Source organism: Caulobacter sp. BP25 (assembly GCF_002737755.1).
Lineage (GTDB): Bacteria > Pseudomonadota > Alphaproteobacteria > Caulobacterales > Caulobacteraceae > Caulobacter.
Window position 1 is genome coordinate 195,980 of record NZ_PEGH01000004.1, and the last position, 14,831, is coordinate 210,810.

Here is a 14,831-nt window from a genome sequence, read left to right on the forward strand (position 1 = left end):
AAGGGACTTTCCGCTAAGGCAGGAACTGCCAAGGTCAGAACAGCAGCCGCAGCCAGGAGACTCAGACGTTTCATGGCGCGACGGTGAAGGGCTCCCCGCCGCCGCGCCAGTGAAATCACCGCAACTGAGGCCCTACTCGGACTTCAGGTAGATCTCCGAGCCCTGTTCCTTGAACTTCTCGCTCATGGCGGCCATGCCGAGTTCGGCTTCGTTCGGGGCCTGGGCGGCCGCGAATTCACGGACTTCCTGGCTAATCTTCATCGAGCAGAACTTGGGACCGCACATCGAGCAGAAGTGGGCGGTCTTGTGCGCCTCCTTGGGCAGGGTCTCGTCGTGGAACTTGCGGGCGGTTTCCGGATCGAGCGCCAGGTTGAACTGGTCCTCCCAGCGGAACTCGAACCGCGCGCGGCTGATGGCGTCGTCCCACATCGCAGCGCCCGGATGGCCCTTGGCGAGGTCGGCGGCGTGGGCGGCCAGCTTGTAGGTGATGACGCCGGTCTTGACGTCGTCGCGGTCCGGCAGACCCAGGTGCTCCTTGGGCGTGACGTAGCAGAGCATCGCCGTGCCGAACCAGCCGATCATCGCCGCCCCGATGGCCGAGGTGATGTGGTCGTAGCCAGGCGCGATGTCCGTGGTCAACGGGCCCAAGGTGTAGAAGGGGGCCTCGTGGCAGTGCTTGAGCTGCTCATCCATGTTGGCCTTGATCTTGTGCATGGCCACGTGGCCCGGCCCTTCGATCATCACCTGAACGCCGTGCTTCCACGCCACCTTGGTCAGCTCGCCCAGGGTGCGCAGCTCGGCGAACTGGGCCTCGTCATTGGCGTCGGCGGTCGAGCCCGGACGCAGGCCATCGCCCAGCGAGAACGACACGTCGTAGGCGCGCATGATCTCGCAGATGTCTTCGAAGCGCTCGTAGAGGAAGTTCTCCTTGTGGTGCGCCAGGCACCACTTGGCCATGATCGAGCCGCCGCGCGAAACGATGCCGGTGACACGCTTGGCGGTCAGCGGCACGAACGGCAGGCGCACGCCGGCGTGGATCGTGAAGTAGTCGACGCCCTGCTCGCACTGCTCGATCAGGGTGTCACGGAAGACCTCCCAATTCAGGTCCTCGGCGACGCCGTTGACCTTCTCCAGCGCCTGATAGATCGGCACCGTGCCGATCGGCACGCTGGAATTGCGGATGATCCAGTCGCGGATGTTGTGGATGTTGCGGCCGGTCGACAGGTCCATGACCGTGTCGGCGCCCCAGCGGGTGGCCCAGACCAGCTTGTCGACCTCGTCGGCGACGGTGCTGAGCACCGCGGAATTGCCGATGTTGGCGTTGATCTTGACTAGGAAGTTGCGGCCGATCGCCATCGGCTCCAGCTCGCCGTGGTTGATGTTGGCCGGGATGATGGCGCGGCCGCGGGCGATTTCCTGGCGCACGAACTCGGGCGTCACGAAGTCGGGGATCGAGGCGCCGAAATCGTCGCCGTCGCGCACGCACGGGCCGTTCTGCTCGCGGCGCAGGTTCTCGCGGATGGCGACATATTCCATCTCGGCCGTGATGATCCCGGCGCGGGCGTATTCCAGCTGGGTGACCAGCTTGCCCGGCTTGGCCCGGTAGATCTTGCGGCCTTGGTTCGGGAACTCGGGGGCCAGGTGCTTGCCCTGGGCGAAGCCGTTGTCCTCGGGCTTGACCTGGCGGGGATCGGTGACGACCTCGACGTCGCCGCGCGCCACGACAATGGCCTCGCGCGAACGCGGCAGGCCCTTTTCGATGTCGATCGCCACCGTGGGATCGGTATAGGGGCCCGAAGGGTCGTAGACCGTGACCGGTGGCTCGTTGGCCGACGGGTGGACGGCCACCTCGCGGAACGGCACGCGCAGATCGGGGAACAGCTCGCCGGCCTGATAGACCTTGCGCGAGCCGGGGATCGGGCCGGTCGAGATTGTCTCGGCCACGGCCTTGATGGTCGTCTGGATGTTCATTTCGGGCGCTCCTCAAGCTTCCAAGGAGACCCGGACGTGCGTGCTTGAGTCGGTCTGACGGACGCCAAGAAGCTACGTCCGCGTTCCCTCCCTTCGCCGGCATGACCCGGATCAGGTTCTACGGGTCAGGGCCAAAGCCCAATCTCAGCCGCGCGCGCGGCCCCCCGGTGAACAAGGGTCCGAAACTAGGCCCGCTGACGCGGAGGTCAAGCGTTGATGCCGGTCAAGCCTGTCAGGCGTCGTCGCCAGCCTCGACCACGCCGCGCAGATGCGTCAGGACGTCCGGTAGGCCTCGCCCAACCTGGGTGAAGGTCTCGGCCAGCGCCTGGGTGGCGTCATGCAGGCTATAACGGCCATCGCCAAAGCGCAGCAGGACGCTCTCGATATAGCGGTCCAGCAGAATGCGGTCTTCGCCTGTGAAGGTCATGGACATGGTTGAAGCCTCTCACCCGCGCGATGATCGCGCGTTGATAGAGATCAACGGTTCGCGGCTGAGAAGGCGCCGCATGCCGACGATCAGCGTTTCGGTTCGCTCGCCGGGCGGATCGCCCGCATGCGGGCGTTGCTGCGCGTCAGAGCCTCTTGGGTCAGCTGGTCGATCCGGCTCATGGCGTTGACACGTTCGACCTCGCGGCGCGACGGATCGTCTAAGACCCGCGCGGGCGGAACGGTCATAGATGGCGGGGCCAGGACGGCGCCCGTCCTCTGTTGCTCAAGACCGCGCAGCAAGCCGTCGGTCCTGGCGCGCTCCTGGGCGTTGGAGGCTTCGATCTGGCTGGACAGCAGATCGCGCCGGGTATCCTCCAGCGCATGGGCGGCGGCGTTGCGGGCCTCGATCTCGCGCAGGCTCTGGGCATGGACATTGCCGCCCAGAGCCGCGAGACAAACCGATATGCAAAGGGCCTTGCGCATGCGACGGGCCGCTCCTGGTTGGACAGCCCGCCGCGCCGGTCAGGCGAGGATCAGGGCCGCTTGACGGTGAAACGCGCGAGCTCGGTCTTCGGCGCCGTCCAGTCGGGGTTAAGCTCTGCGGCCTTGGCGTAGTCCAGATAGGCCGCGCGCAGGTCGCCGAGACCCTCATGGGCCAGGGCGCGGTTATATAGCGCGCGTTCGGGATCCTTGACGCCCATCGAGAGGCCCTTGTCGATCTGGGCCACGCCTTCGTGGTAACGCGCCTGGCCGACCAGGGTCGCCCCACGATTCACATAGGCTTCGCCGAGGTTGGGATCCAGACTCGAAGCCTGATCGAAATCGGCGCGCGCGGCCTCGAATTGATGCTGGCGCATCTGCAGAACGCCTCGGTTTACATAGGTCTTCGCGCGATCGCGGAAGTTAAGGTTCTCAAGTTCGAGAGCCGTGGTGCAGGCCAGCACGGCGCGGTCGTCGGAGCGTCCTTTGAGGGCCGCATCGGAGCATTCGTTGGCCGAGGCTCCGCCTATGACGATCGTCGAGGCGCCGGCCGCGCCGGCAAACAGGAAAGCCGCCGCGCCCAGCGCGATGAACGGGATCATCCGGGTCATGTCTTCCTCCATGGGAGCCGGTCGTTGGAGCGCCGGTTCTCAAGGCCGATGATACCACCAAAGGCGCCTTTAGGCCGCACCTTATCGTCGCACCAGTCGCCGGGCGCGCGAGTAAGACCAGGTCCAAATCCGTCGCCTTTCTCCGCCTTGCCAGCCCAAGCTCTCACAGCTTGAGAATAGTGATCGCGGCCTTCAAAATCCCAGATTGCAGAAACCCGAGCCTGCGTTCACGATCGGACGATCTCGGGAGAATGTCGTGATTTTGCTCTTCGCCCTCACAGCACTCCTGGGAGCCCAAGACGCCTCGCCGGCCACCGACGCGAATGTCGTCGATCCGCTGATCATCGAGGGCCGAAGAATCCCGACAACCGACGAAATCACGGCCCAACTGAACGATCTGCTCAAGCGCGAACCCAATCGAACGATATGCCTTCTGCGCAAGCCAACCGGATCTCGTATCCAGCGCTTTGAATGCTCCACGCTGGCGGGTTGGTACAGGTTTCAGGCTGCGGTGGGCTACCGGGAAGGCCCCGCTGAGACGATCCCTCCCACCGAGCTGATCACGGCTATACAGGAGCAATACGCCCGCAAAGCCGCTCAGCCCCGCGCTCCGCGGGAGATTAAGGATCCAAGGCCCTAGCGCGCCCTTGGCGTCAAGCATGCTAGCAGAGACGAAGAGCCCCAAAAGGAACCGCGCCCCATGCATCTCGCCCGTTTTCCCCGTGCGCGTTTCGCTCACCTGCCGACGCCCCTCGAGCCCCTGCCCCGTCTGAGCGCGGCGCTCGGTATCGACCTCTGGGTCAAGCGTGACGATTGCACGGGCCTTGCGGGCGGCGGCAACAAGACCCGCAAGCTGGAGTTCCTGCTGGGCGAAGCGCTGGCGCAGGGCGCCGACACCTTGGTCACCCAGGGCGCGGTCCAGTCCAACCACGTCCGCCAGACCATCGCGGCGGGCGCGCGCTTTGGCCTCAAGACCGAGGTGATCTTGGAAGAGCGCACCGGCTCCAAGGCCGACGACTATGTCGGCAATGGCAATGTTCTGCTCGACAAGCTGATGGGCGCGGCGATCCGTTTCGTTCCCGGCGGCAGCGACATGATCGCCGAGCTAGAGGCGACGGCCGAGAGCGTCCGCCAGCGCGGCGGCAAGCCGTACGTCATTCCGGGCGGCGGCTCGAACACGATCGGGGCGCTCGGCTACGTCGATTGCGCGCGCGAGCTGATCGTCCAGGCCGACCAGATGGATCTCAAGATCGACCGGTTGGTCACGGCCACCGGCAGCGCCGGCACCCATGCCGGCCTAGTCGCGGGCTTCACGGCCCTTTCGGTGGATATCCCGATCCTGGGCTTCGGCGTCCGCGCGCCGAAGCCCAAGCAGGAAGAGAATGTCTTCAACCTCGCCGTCGCCACCGCCGAGACGATCGGCGCGGCGGGCCGGGTCAGGCGCGAGGCCGTCGTGGCTGATTGCGACTATGTCGGCGAAGGCTATGGCCTGGTCGACCAGGGCGTGATCGACGCTCTGACGCTGGCGGCGCGCACCGAGGGCCTGCTGCTGGACCCCGTCTATTCCGGCAAGGCGATGAAGGGCCTGATCGACCAGGCGCGCAAGGGCGCGTTCAAGGGTGAGCGCGTCGTCTTCCTACACACCGGCGGCGCGCAGGGCCTGTTCGGCTATCAGAGCGTGCTGGAGCCGGCGCTGGCCTAGGGAGCTATCGGATGAGCAAGGTGCTCGGCGTCCTGGGCGGCATGGGTCCCGCCGCCACCCTGGATTTCCTCGCCAAACTGCAGGCGGCCACGCCGGTCCAGCGCGAACAGGATCACCTGCGGGTCTTGGTCGACATCAACCCCAAGGTCCCCGACCGGAACCTGAACGACTCCGATCCCGGCCCTGTCTTGGCCGCCATGGCGACGGGCCTGAGAGACGCGGGCGCGCAGGTCCTGGCGATCGCCTGTAACACCGCCCACGCCTATGCCGATGCGGTGCGCTCCAGCGGCCTGCCCTTGGTCGACATGCTGGAGACGGCTGGCTTGGCCGCAAGGGCGCAAGGCGCGACCACGGTCGGCGTTTTGGGCACCAGCCTGGCCTTGGGTCTCTATCGCGACCGACTCTTCCCCATGGGCTTGGAGGTCGTCACGCTGGACGACCACGAGCAGGTCGAGTTCATGGCGCTGCTCTATCGCATCAAACACGGCGATGTCGGTACAGCCTCGCGCGAGACCATGGCCGCGCTGGCCCATCGCCTAGTCGGCAAGGGCGCTCAGAGCGTGGTGGCCGGCTGCACGGAAGTACCGCTCGTTTTGTCCGCTGACGACCTGTCGGTTCCATTCCTGGACGCCACCGAAGCGCTGGCTCGGCGTTGCGTGGCGGTCTGCCTGGGCCAGGAAGAGACGCCCTCGGGTCTTTGAGCGGACCCAAGGGCGTCATCCGGGTTTCGGATCCGGATCGCGTCAGTCGATGGTCGCCAGATAGGCCTGAACGCCGCCCTTGCTGGCCACGATGCCCATCAGGTTATTGTCGATGACGGTATTGCCAGTGCAGGGGCCCGTAGCGCCGGGGTACAGGACGGGAACCCATTTGGCCGACCCGAAGCCGCCCTTGGGAGACCGCTCGACAACGGCGTAGGCCGCGCCCGCCTCGGTGGTGGCCGCCAGGCTATAGCCGTTCGGGATGGCGCTGACCCCTTCGAAGTGCGTGATCGTTTTCGGGTCGCCGTTGTAGTTGTAGGGGGTGACGTTGGTGATCGCCTGCGTCGCCGCGTCGTAGTCGAGCATAAAGCCGACATTGATCGCCCCCTGCCCCAGATAGCCGCCCACGATGGTATAGGCCTCGCTGCCGTCCCCGCCATTCTGCCAGATGCCGTAGGCGGTCGTGAGCGGCCCCAGGCTGAGCTTGGTGAACTTCTGGGTGCGCAGGTCGTAGATGAAGGCGCTGGCCGAGCCCGGATCGTCGGAAAGATCGAAGTTTCCGACCACCAGGTCGCCCATCGTGCTGTGCGGAATGGTCGAGAACACAGCGCCGCCGGCGACGTCCTTCGGAACGTCCAGGACGGTCCAGGCCCCGGCGCCGTCCAGCGCGCCCTCATACATCATGCCGTGGTCTGCTTGGGGGTTCGAGGCCTCGGCGTATTTGTAGCTGCCGACGGCGCGGATGTTGTTCTTGCCGATGTCCGGATTGAACAGTGGCGTGTTCGGTCCATAGAACGTCGAGGTCGTGACAGTCTGCCCAGCGAACACGGGCGTCAGGAAGGCGTAGCCATCATTCGAAGAGGGGAACAGAGGCCCCTGATAGGTGAGCGCCTGCAAGGCCCCGTTCTTGTCGGGATGATTGCCGGTCAGGACGACGGGATTGTTCGCTCCGCTCGCCTGACGCACGCCGGTGACGAAGTCGCCCGGTGCCAAGATGTCATTGTATGTGATCGTGGTCTTCTCTGTGAGAGTGGCGTCGCTCATGACACACCTTTTTGTGGTTTTTTATGGCGATAAAGCCATAGGTTGTCATAACACCGTTCTGCCGCCATCACTACGACGCCGCCCGCGCGGGAGACCCGGGATCGTGCTCAGGCGCCCCAAAATGGGGGATTGCTGAAGGGAGGCGCGGCGATCGGGCTAGACGTCAACGCGATGAGCCGGACATGAAAACGCCCCCAGATCCAAGGGACCCGGGGGCGTCGTCCTGTTCCCCAACAGGACGGCGTCGATCGCCGCCGCTCCGGGCGCGGTCTCGCCTCAAGACTACGGCGGTATTGGCCCGAATAGCGATGGGCAGCAACGCGTCGCCCTGTCGCAGTCGTCCCGCGCGCGCCCCACCACGCCCATCAAGCCATTGTCTTTAAAAAGAAAAGCCGCCTGACGCGACCTGCTGTCGCGGCATAAGGCGCTTGGGTGAAGTCCTGACGGAAAAAGGGATGGTCAATTCATGACACCGGTAGCAAAATGACCTGAAGTCGTCACCATAAGGCGGCGGGCCAGCCTACGGCCGGGAGGAAACCGCGACCCTCAAGGGATCGCCTTCCGTCGTGCGCGGCTTGCCTTCATCTGGAGTTCCGCATGCCGCTCAGCCCTATTTCCCGCCGCCGCCTGATGGCCAACTCGGCCGCCGCCTTCGCCGCCGCCGGCGCGCTGGCGCCGCTGAAAGCCCTGGCCGCGCCGACCAAGGCTCAGGCGCTGGACACCATGAAGAAGGCCACGCGGTTCATGGTCGAGAAGGTCGCCTATAAGGGCGGCTATGTCTGGAGCTACCTGCCCGACTTCTCGCGCCGATGGGGCGAGATGGAAGCGTTCCCGACCATGATCTGGGTGCAGCCCCCCGGCACCGGCACGGTGGGCCACCTGTTCCTGGACGCCTATCACGCCACCGGCGACACCTATTACTACGACGCGGCCTGCAAGGCCGCCGACGCCCTGATCGCCATCCAGAACCCGGCCGGCGGCTGGAACTATCTGGGCGACCTGGCCGGCGAGGCGTCGCTGAAGCGGTGGTACGACACCATCGGCAAGAACGGCTGGCGGCTGGAGGAATTCCAGCACTACTACGGCAACGCCACCTTCGACGACGAAGGCACTGCCGAGTGCTGCAAGTTCATGCTGCGCATGTATGTCGAGAAGAAGGACCCCAAGTACAAGGCCGCCTTCGAGAAGGCGCTGAAGTTCGTCCTCGACAGCCAGTACCCGGTCGGCGGCTGGCCCCAGCGCTATCCGCTGAAGGACGAGTTCCACCACCACGGCAATGCCGACTACACCAGCTACATCACCTTCAATGACGACGTGGTCGGCGAGAACGTCGAGTTCCTGATCATGGTCTACCAGGCCCTGGGTGACGAAAGCGTGCTGGAGCCGATCCGCCGCGCCATGAACTGCTATGTCGCCTGCCAGCAACCCCAGCCGCAGCCGGCCTGGGGACTGCAGCACACCGTGGGCGACCTCAAACCCGCGGCCGCGCGCACCTACGAGCCCAAGGCCTTCGCCACCCACGCGACCGCCAGCTGCCTTTCGCAGCTGATGACCTTCTACCAACTGACAGGCGATCCGAAGTATCTGGCGCGGGTCCCCGAGGCTCTGGAGTGGCTGGACTCGGTTCGCCTGCCCGACACCGTGGCCCCTGGAAAGCCGCGCTACCCGACGTTCATCGAGGTGGGCTCCGGCAAGGCGCTGTTCGTGCATCGCACGGGCTCCAACGTGGTCAACGGCCGCTACTTCACCGACGAGAACCCCAACAACACGGTCACCCACTACTCGTCGTTCCGGAACATCAATGTCGCCGGCCTGCGGGCCCGCTACGAGAAGCTGAAAGCGACCTCGCCCGAGGAGGCCAGCAAGCATTCGCCTCTGAAGGGGCGCCGCGCGCTGCCCAAGTACTTCATGGTCAAGGATCTCTCGGTCGAGGACCTGAGCGTCGGCGGCGATCTCAGCAGCTCCGCGCCCCAGGGTGTCACCGCCGATCCGGCCAGGGTCGCCAAGCTGACCGCCGAACTGAACGCCGAAGGCTGGTGGCCGACGCCTCTGACAACGACCAGCAACCCGTACGCGGGCGACGGCTCGCCCACCCCCGCGCCGGGCGACTTCTCTGAGACCAAGGTCGGAGACAAAACCGACACCTCGCCCTACCCTGATCCGAACCCCAAGATCGGCATTTCGACAGGCGACTTCATCGCCAACATGGCGACGCTGATCAAATACGTGGACGCCCTGCTGGCCTAGGCGATCAGGCGTTGCTCGGCCGGAGCGGCTTACGCCAATCGCAAGCGGCTTCTACTGGCAGACGCGCCGAAGGTTCATCAGGACCTTCGGCGTATCGCGGCGAAGCGCTTCTCGCATCAGGGCCTTCGGGACGGGCCAGTCCACGGCCAGCCGGTTCTCGTAGAACACACGGGTGCGACGACCGCCATCCAGGGCCTGCAATCGCCATTCGCCCTGCTGGACTTTCAGGTCGCCTTCGACCAGCCGGAACCGGATCAGGCCGTAGGGCTCGTAGTCGGAGCGGAATACGATCCGCATGCCGGGGAAAACCAAGTTCCGACGGGTGATGTGCTCGCGGATGTCCCAGCCCCGCGCCTGATCGCCCTCCACCACCCGGCAGCCGGTCAAGGTTGAGATCATGGCCTTGGCGGCCGCGCAGTCGGTCATGGTGCGCCAGACACGCTGGATGGGGGCGTCGATGTCGATGACCGCCTTCACGTGGCCGGAGACGCCATCGGCGTCGGGCGTGACCTCCGCATACGCTTCACCGCGCTTGAGCGCCGCACTGGCCTTCGGCGTCAGGTCGAACGCGTTGGCGCCGAAGGCCGAGATGGCCCAGATCGCCAGGACAAATGAGACTAAACGGCGCATTAAGCCACTCCACTTCCGGAGCGATACGTTCTGACCGGAGGAACGGATGGGTGGCGATCCGCTCAGCTAGGAGGCACGCCCCAGAGCGGCGCGGACGACGTCAGGGGCATGGTCGATGACGCGCAGGTAGGCCGCCAGCGCTGGATCCAGCCGCGCTTCGCCGTGCTCCAGGTCCTGCAGCAGACTGAGGTCGATGTGGAACACAGCCGCGAAATCGGCTTGCGAGAGTCCGGTGCGCCATCGGACAGCCTGAACCAGGGCGCGCGCAGAACGGGCCCGGGCGGGGGTCGCGGCTTCGTCGATCGCGGGGTCGGCATGTCGGGTCATGGGTACGCTCCTGAACTGGCCCTCCCCCATGGCGGACTTCTAGGACATCCCCATTGCAGAAATTGGACGGCTTTGAGTCAGGAAGCCGCCGAATCACCGACGGGCCCGCCACGATCCGGTTTGGCGAGAAAGGCGGTGGTCGCTTCGATGGCCTCGACCAGCCCGAGCCGTTCGATCTGGACGCCCTCCGGCAGGCTGGAGAAGAGGCGCGTCGGCGCGGCGGCGTCCAGCATCACGAAGACCCCGCGGTCGTCGGCTCGCCGGATCAGGCGCCCGAAGGCCTGGCTGATCCGGGCGCGCGCCACGGCGTCGTCATAGCCCTTGCCCCCGAAACGCAGGCGTCGCGCCTTGTGCAGCACGTCGGGACGCGGCCAGGGCACCCGATCGAAGACCAGCAGGCGCAACGACCGTCCCGGCACATCCACGCCGTCGCGGATGGCGTCGGTGCCGAGCAGGCACGCGTCCTCCTCTGCCCGGAAGATGTCGACCAGCGCCCCGACCTCCAGCGGATCGACATGCTGGGCGTAGAGCGCCAGGCCCTGGTCAGCCAGCGGCGCAGCGATCCGCTCGTGCACGGCCTTCAGGCGGCGGATGGCTGTGAACAGGCCAAGCCCCCCGCCACCAGCCGCCAGGAAAAGTTCCCGCATAGCCGCCGAGACCTGGCGCGGGTCCTCCTTGTTGACGTCGGTGACCACGAAGGCCTTGGCGTTGTTGGCATAGTCGAACGGCGAGACCAGCCGCAGCACCTTGGGCGCGGATGGCAGCCGCGCCGCGCCCGTGCGCATCTCGGCCAGGGCGAACGGGTCCTCCAGAGCGGGGTCGACCAGGGTGGCGCTGGTCACCAGCACGCCATGGGCCGGTGACAGCACCGCCGCGCGCAGCGGCTCGGTCGGGTCCACCCAGTGGCGGCGACAGGCGGCGTCGACCACGCGGCCGTACAGGAAGGTGGCCTCGAACCAGTCGACGAAGTCGGGGTCCGTTTCGCTGGGGTCGACGTCGTCCTCCTCAAGCGCCTTCAGGATCGAGCGCCAAGCCGGCAAGGTCATGCGGGCGCGGCGATCAAGGCCCCGCAGCGCGCCCTCGATGCGGGCGCGTTCGGACGGGGCCAGATGCTCGGCCTCCTCGTCGAGCACGTCCTCCAGCGCGCGGGCCAGCGCCAGCAGCGGCGCCTCGATCGAGGCCAGGGCCTTAGCGGCTTCCGGCGCGCGCTCGCGAACGAGGTCGATGGGCGGGCGAGCATCGCACTGCAGCCCAAGATCGGCGCCGCCCCGCTCGCTGGTGCGGGCGCGTAGCTGCTCGATCACCGCGACCAGGAAGTTCTCGATCGGCCCGATCGGGTTGATCTGGCCATCGGGGGGCGCGACCCGCCCGGACCAACCTTCGCCCGGCAAGGCCGCGGCGGCATGGATGGCCTGGCTCATCGCCTGCCGCGCGCCCTCGCGGTCGCCCAGGATATCGAGCAGACGGGCCTCCAGCCCCCTGCCCCGCCGGCCGCGCCCCTCCGGCCCTCGGATCCAGCGTCGCAGTTCGGCCGCCTCGGCGCCCGACAGGGCGGCCGAAAAGGCGCTGTCGGCGGCCTCAAACAGGTGGTGCCCCTCGTCGAAGACGATGCGCTTGAGGCTGGTGGTCTCATTGTCGCCCTTCAGGCCCCGCGCCGTCCGCGCGCCATCAAAGGCGGCTTGGGTCAGGACCAGGGCGTGGTTGGCGATAACGATGTCGGCGCGCTTGGAGGCCCGTACAGCCTTTTCGATGAAGCAGATGCGATAGTGCTGGCAGCCGGCGTGGATGCACTCGCCGCGGCGGTCGACCAGGTTGGCGGGGCTGGCCTGGGCGGAGGGCGGCACGGCCGATAGGGTGGGCAGCCAGGCGGGAAAGTCGCCGCCGGTCATGTCGCCGTCGCGCGTCGCCCGCGCCCAGCGCGCGGTCAAGGCCAGGCCGATGAGGTCGCCATTGCCCAGCTGGGCGCCGTTGATCTGCTCCTGAAAGTTCAGCAGGCACAGGTAGTTTTCACGACCCTTGCGGACCACCGCCTTCTTCGCCCGCTCCTTGGGATCGGGATAGATCGAGCGGCTCTCGCGCTCGATCTGGCGCTGCAGGGCGCGGGTGTATGTGCTGACCCAGACGGACGGCCCGTTGGCCTCGGCCCACAGCGAAGCCGGCGCCAGATAGCCCAAGGTCTTGCCGACGCCCGTGCCGGCCTCGGCCAGCATCATGCGCGGCTCGCCTTCCCGCTCGCGCGGCTGGAAGGCGTAGGACGCCTCCTTGGCGAAGGTCGCCTGCGCCTCACGGATCTCCGTCAGGCCAGAGCGTTGCAACAGTTCGGTCAGGCGTTGGCCGACGCGTTCGGGGTCGATCGGTCGCGATCCGGCCTCGCCCGGCGGGGCCTGGTCCTCCCACTCGGCAAGCCGCGCCCAGACGTCGAGACCCGAGCCCCGGAACTGATTGCCAACCGGGACCGAACGCAGCGCCCCAATGACCGCCGCTCCCCACGACCAGCCGGCCTTGGCCAGGGTCTCGGCGACCGCCAGAGCCTCCTCCCGCGAGGGCGTCGGCGTCAGCGCCAGTTCGCGCAGCAGAGCGTCGGCGCTTTCGCGCAGGCTTTGGGCCTGCTGGGCCGCGCCATGCGGTTCAGCCAAGCCGAGCGCCATGGCCAAGCCAACCGCCGACGGCGCGCAGAAGGCGCCGGGGCGGACGAAGGCGTGAAGCTCCAGCACGTCGAACAGTCGCGGCGATCGCGGCGGCGGTGACAGATTCAGTCGCCGGGCGGTCATCGCCCCATGCGCGACCAGGATCGGCCCATGTTCGAACAGCTCGCGAGCGTCAGGCGCGCGTAGCATCCGTCCCTCACCGCTACCATCGGCCACGCCAGCGCGGGGTCCGGGCAGGACGACCAGAGCCGGAGCTAGGTCCAGGGTCTGCGGGGACGCGCTCACGGGTGTTCGCGGGCTCCGGCGGTGCGGGCCCTGATCGGCTTGAACTCCGAGCTGGCCTTCCAGTCCGGCCAGGCGCGGCTGTTGGCGAGATCGCTTCCGATCTCGACCGTCAGGGCGACGTCGGCGGCCGCGCCGCGCAGGTCCCAGTCCGAGCGCCAGGCGTCGCAAGGCTGGTGGTAACAGCGGGCGGTGTAGTCGGCGACCCAGGCCTCGCCCGCAGCGCGGCCTCCATCCACGAGATCGGCGCCGCCGCCCAGGCCCATCAGCAGCATGACGGGCACGCCGCGCTTGGCCAGGGAGAAGTGGTCTGCGCGATAAAACAGCGCCCGCTCGGGCTTGGCGTCGGGCGTCACGACGCGGCCGTACTTGGCCGCAGCCGCCGCCAGGGCGTCTTCCAATTCGTTCTGTCCCGAGCCGACCAGCACGATGTCGCGTGACGGTCCCTTGGTCTGCAGAACGTCGAAGGTGAAGTTGGCGACCATCTTGCCCAGCTTTTCCGGACCGGCGGCCTCTGCATAGGCCTCCGAGCCCAGAAGGCCGCGCTCCTCAGCGGTCCAGGCGGCGAACAGGATCGAGCGCGCGGGCGGCGGGCCGGCCTTGAAGACACGGGCAGCCTCGATCACGGCGGCGACGCCGATCGCGTCGTCGGCCGCGCCCGCGCGGATCGTCCGCCCTTGGGCGTCGGGCGCGCCCACACCATAGGCGTCCCAGTGGGCGGCGTAGAGGATCGACTCGTCCGGATGGGTCGCGCCCGGCAGGCGGGCGACCACGTTGCGGCTGACCAGGCGTTCAGTCTGCAAGCCGTACTGAGCGTCGAACCGCGTGTCCTTCAGCGCGACGGGCTTGAAGGCTGGCGAGCGGGCGGCGGTCTTCAGAATCTCGAAGTCGAGACCCGCCCGGCGAAACAGGTCCTCGGCGACGGGACGTTGCATCCAGCCCTGCACCAGAAGCTTGTCCTTGGCCGGATCGGCGCGGACGATGTCGTAACCCTCGCCGTTCGAGGCCTTGACCGTCGACCAGCCATAGCCGGCCCCGAGGGTCTCGTGAACGATCAGCGCCGCGATCGCGCCGCGCTTGGCGGCTTCCTCGTACTTGTAGGTCCAGCGGGCGTAGTAGGTCGCCGCCGCGCCCCCGAACTTGCCATAGGCCGGCTCGCCAGGCTTTGCCTCCAGGTCCGGATCGCCGATCAAGAAGACCGCGACCTTTCCCTTCAAGTCGACGCCCTTGAAGTCGTCCCAGCCGCGCTCGGGCGCATGGACGCCATAGCCGACGAACACCACCGGCGCGGCGGCGATCCTGGCCTCGCTAACCGGGCGCAGGGTCATCACCTGAACGTCCTCGCCCTGGCGCAGTGGCAGGGCGCCGGCCGACGTGGAGAAGCCCAGCACGGGCGTTCCCGTCACCCGCGTGCGGATCAGGTTGACGGTCTGGGTCCAGCCGCCGTTGTCGCCGGCCGGCTGCAAGCCCAGGGCCTTGAACTGGTCGGCGATGTAGTCGGTGGTCTTCTGTTCGGCCGGGCCGCCGGGCGCGCGCCCCTGGAATTCGTCCGAAGCCAGCACGCGGGTGATCTCGGACAGCCGCGCCGGATCGACGGACGGTCCCTGCGCCCAAGCAAGGGCGGGCATGGCGAGGGCGGCGGTGAACAGCAGGGCGGCGCGAACGGACATAACGACTCCAAGTCAGGCGGCCGGACCATAGGCCGCCTCCTCCCCACGACCAAGCTGCGCGAGGCCATAGGATGCGTCGGATTCTGAAT

Annotated in this window: 13 protein-coding genes and 1 riboswitch; of the genes, 4 read left to right on the plus strand and 9 right to left on the minus strand. The window is 67.1% G+C overall.

The window, feature by feature from the left end; all coding sequences use genetic code 11:
• Positions 1-132: 132 nt before the first annotated feature.
• The 4 genes from thiC to CSW59_RS02200 all read right to left on the minus strand — a co-directional run bounded on the left by thiC (position 133) and on the right by CSW59_RS02200 (position 3,491).
• A complete protein-coding gene (gene thiC / locus CSW59_RS02185; protein WP_099442483.1) occupies positions 133-1,971 on the minus strand; it encodes a phosphomethylpyrimidine synthase ThiC in 1,839 nt (612 codons plus the stop codon).
• Positions 1,972-2,042: 71 nt separating this feature from the next.
• Positions 2,043-2,148, minus strand: a riboswitch (TPP riboswitch).
• 55 nt (positions 2,149-2,203) lie between these two features.
• Positions 2,204-2,404 (minus strand): hypothetical protein, encoded by a 201-nt coding sequence (locus CSW59_RS02190; protein WP_099442484.1) that lies wholly within the window; start codon positions 2,402-2,404, stop codon positions 2,204-2,206.
• A gap of 83 nt (positions 2,405-2,487) precedes the next feature.
• Complete coding sequence (locus tag CSW59_RS02195) at positions 2,488-2,883, minus strand: hypothetical protein (protein ID WP_099442485.1); 396 nt, start codon at positions 2,881-2,883, stop codon at positions 2,488-2,490.
• 50 nt (positions 2,884-2,933) lie between these two features.
• Positions 2,934-3,491 (minus strand): tetratricopeptide repeat protein, encoded by a 558-nt coding sequence (locus CSW59_RS02200; RefSeq protein WP_099442677.1) that lies wholly within the window; start codon positions 3,489-3,491, stop codon positions 2,934-2,936.
• A 256-nt stretch (positions 3,492-3,747) separates the two neighbouring features.
• On the opposite strand from CSW59_RS02200, the gene CSW59_RS20495 reads away from it, so the two are divergent.
• Genes CSW59_RS20495 through CSW59_RS02215 form a run of 3 tightly spaced genes read left to right on the plus strand, consistent with a single transcriptional unit; the run spans position 3,748 to position 5,894 of the window.
• Positions 3,748-4,131, plus strand: a complete 384-nt coding sequence (locus CSW59_RS20495) for a hypothetical protein (protein ID WP_143754934.1) — start codon at positions 3,748-3,750, stop codon at positions 4,129-4,131.
• 60 nt (positions 4,132-4,191) lie between these two features.
• Positions 4,192-5,193: a D-cysteine desulfhydrase gene (locus CSW59_RS02210; protein ID WP_099442487.1), complete on the plus strand. Its 1,002-nt coding sequence runs from the start codon at positions 4,192-4,194 to the stop codon at positions 5,191-5,193.
• Between the two features lie 11 nt (positions 5,194-5,204).
• Positions 5,205-5,894 (plus strand): aspartate/glutamate racemase family protein, encoded by a 690-nt coding sequence (locus CSW59_RS02215; RefSeq protein WP_099442488.1) that lies wholly within the window; start codon positions 5,205-5,207, stop codon positions 5,892-5,894.
• 42 nt (positions 5,895-5,936) lie between these two features.
• Here the strand turns inward: CSW59_RS02215 and CSW59_RS02220 are convergent, their stop codons facing one another.
• Positions 5,937-6,938, minus strand: a complete 1,002-nt coding sequence (locus tag CSW59_RS02220; protein ID WP_099442489.1) for a hypothetical protein — start codon at positions 6,936-6,938, stop codon at positions 5,937-5,939.
• A 597-nt stretch (positions 6,939-7,535) separates the two neighbouring features.
• Here CSW59_RS02220 and CSW59_RS02225 point away from each other — a divergent pair.
• Positions 7,536-9,185, plus strand: coding sequence for a pectate lyase (locus tag CSW59_RS02225; protein WP_099442490.1), 1,650 nt, complete (start codon positions 7,536-7,538; stop codon positions 9,183-9,185).
• A 51-nt stretch (positions 9,186-9,236) separates the two neighbouring features.
• Here the strand turns inward: CSW59_RS02225 and CSW59_RS02230 are convergent, their stop codons facing one another.
• The 4 genes from CSW59_RS02230 to CSW59_RS02245 all read right to left on the minus strand — a co-directional run bounded on the left by CSW59_RS02230 (position 9,237) and on the right by CSW59_RS02245 (position 14,742).
• The gene (locus CSW59_RS02230; protein WP_099442491.1) at positions 9,237-9,815 is read right to left on the minus strand and encodes an SRPBCC family protein; all 579 of its coding nucleotides are present in this window, start codon (positions 9,813-9,815) and stop codon (positions 9,237-9,239) included.
• 66 nt (positions 9,816-9,881) lie between these two features.
• Positions 9,882-10,142, minus strand: a complete 261-nt coding sequence (locus tag CSW59_RS02235) for a DNA-binding transcriptional regulator (protein WP_099442492.1) — start codon at positions 10,140-10,142, stop codon at positions 9,882-9,884.
• 77 nt (positions 10,143-10,219) lie between these two features.
• Positions 10,220-13,075 carry an ATP-dependent DNA helicase gene (locus CSW59_RS02240; protein WP_099442493.1) on the minus strand — a complete coding sequence of 952 codons (2,856 nt, stop codon included), beginning with the start codon at positions 13,073-13,075 and terminating at the stop codon, positions 10,220-10,222.
• On the minus strand, positions 13,072-14,742 hold the full coding sequence (locus CSW59_RS02245) for a M20/M25/M40 family metallo-hydrolase (protein ID WP_099442494.1): 1,671 nt from the start codon (positions 14,740-14,742) through the stop codon (positions 13,072-13,074). The genes CSW59_RS02240 and CSW59_RS02245 overlap by 4 nt, the downstream gene beginning before the upstream one ends.
• Between the last annotated feature and the right edge of the window lie 89 nt (positions 14,743-14,831).

Coding starts and splice junctions, on each gene's coding strand:
- thiC (WP_099442483.1), bottom strand. CDS start 1,971: ATGAACATCCAGACGACCATCAAGGCCGTGGCCGAGACAATCTCGACC.
- CSW59_RS02190 (WP_099442484.1), bottom strand. CDS start 2,404: ATGTCCATGACCTTCACAGGCGAAGACCGCATTCTGCTGGACCGCTAT.
- CSW59_RS02195 (WP_099442485.1), bottom strand. CDS start 2,883: ATGCGCAAGGCCCTTTGCATATCGGTTTGTCTCGCGGCTCTGGGCGGC.
- CSW59_RS02200 (WP_099442677.1), bottom strand. CDS start 3,491: ATGACCCGGATGATCCCGTTCATCGCGCTGGGCGCGGCGGCTTTCCTG.
- CSW59_RS02210 (WP_099442487.1), top strand. CDS start 4,192: ATGCATCTCGCCCGTTTTCCCCGTGCGCGTTTCGCTCACCTGCCGACG.
- CSW59_RS02215 (WP_099442488.1), top strand. CDS start 5,205: ATGAGCAAGGTGCTCGGCGTCCTGGGCGGCATGGGTCCCGCCGCCACC.
- CSW59_RS02220 (WP_099442489.1), bottom strand. CDS start 6,938: ATGAGCGACGCCACTCTCACAGAGAAGACCACGATCACATACAATGAC.
- CSW59_RS02225 (WP_099442490.1), top strand. CDS start 7,536: ATGCCGCTCAGCCCTATTTCCCGCCGCCGCCTGATGGCCAACTCGGCC.
- CSW59_RS02230 (WP_099442491.1), bottom strand. CDS start 9,815: ATGCGCCGTTTAGTCTCATTTGTCCTGGCGATCTGGGCCATCTCGGCC.
- CSW59_RS02235 (WP_099442492.1), bottom strand. CDS start 10,142: ATGACCCGACATGCCGACCCCGCGATCGACGAAGCCGCGACCCCCGCC.
- CSW59_RS02245 (WP_099442494.1), bottom strand. CDS start 14,742: ATGTCCGTTCGCGCCGCCCTGCTGTTCACCGCCGCCCTCGCCATGCCC.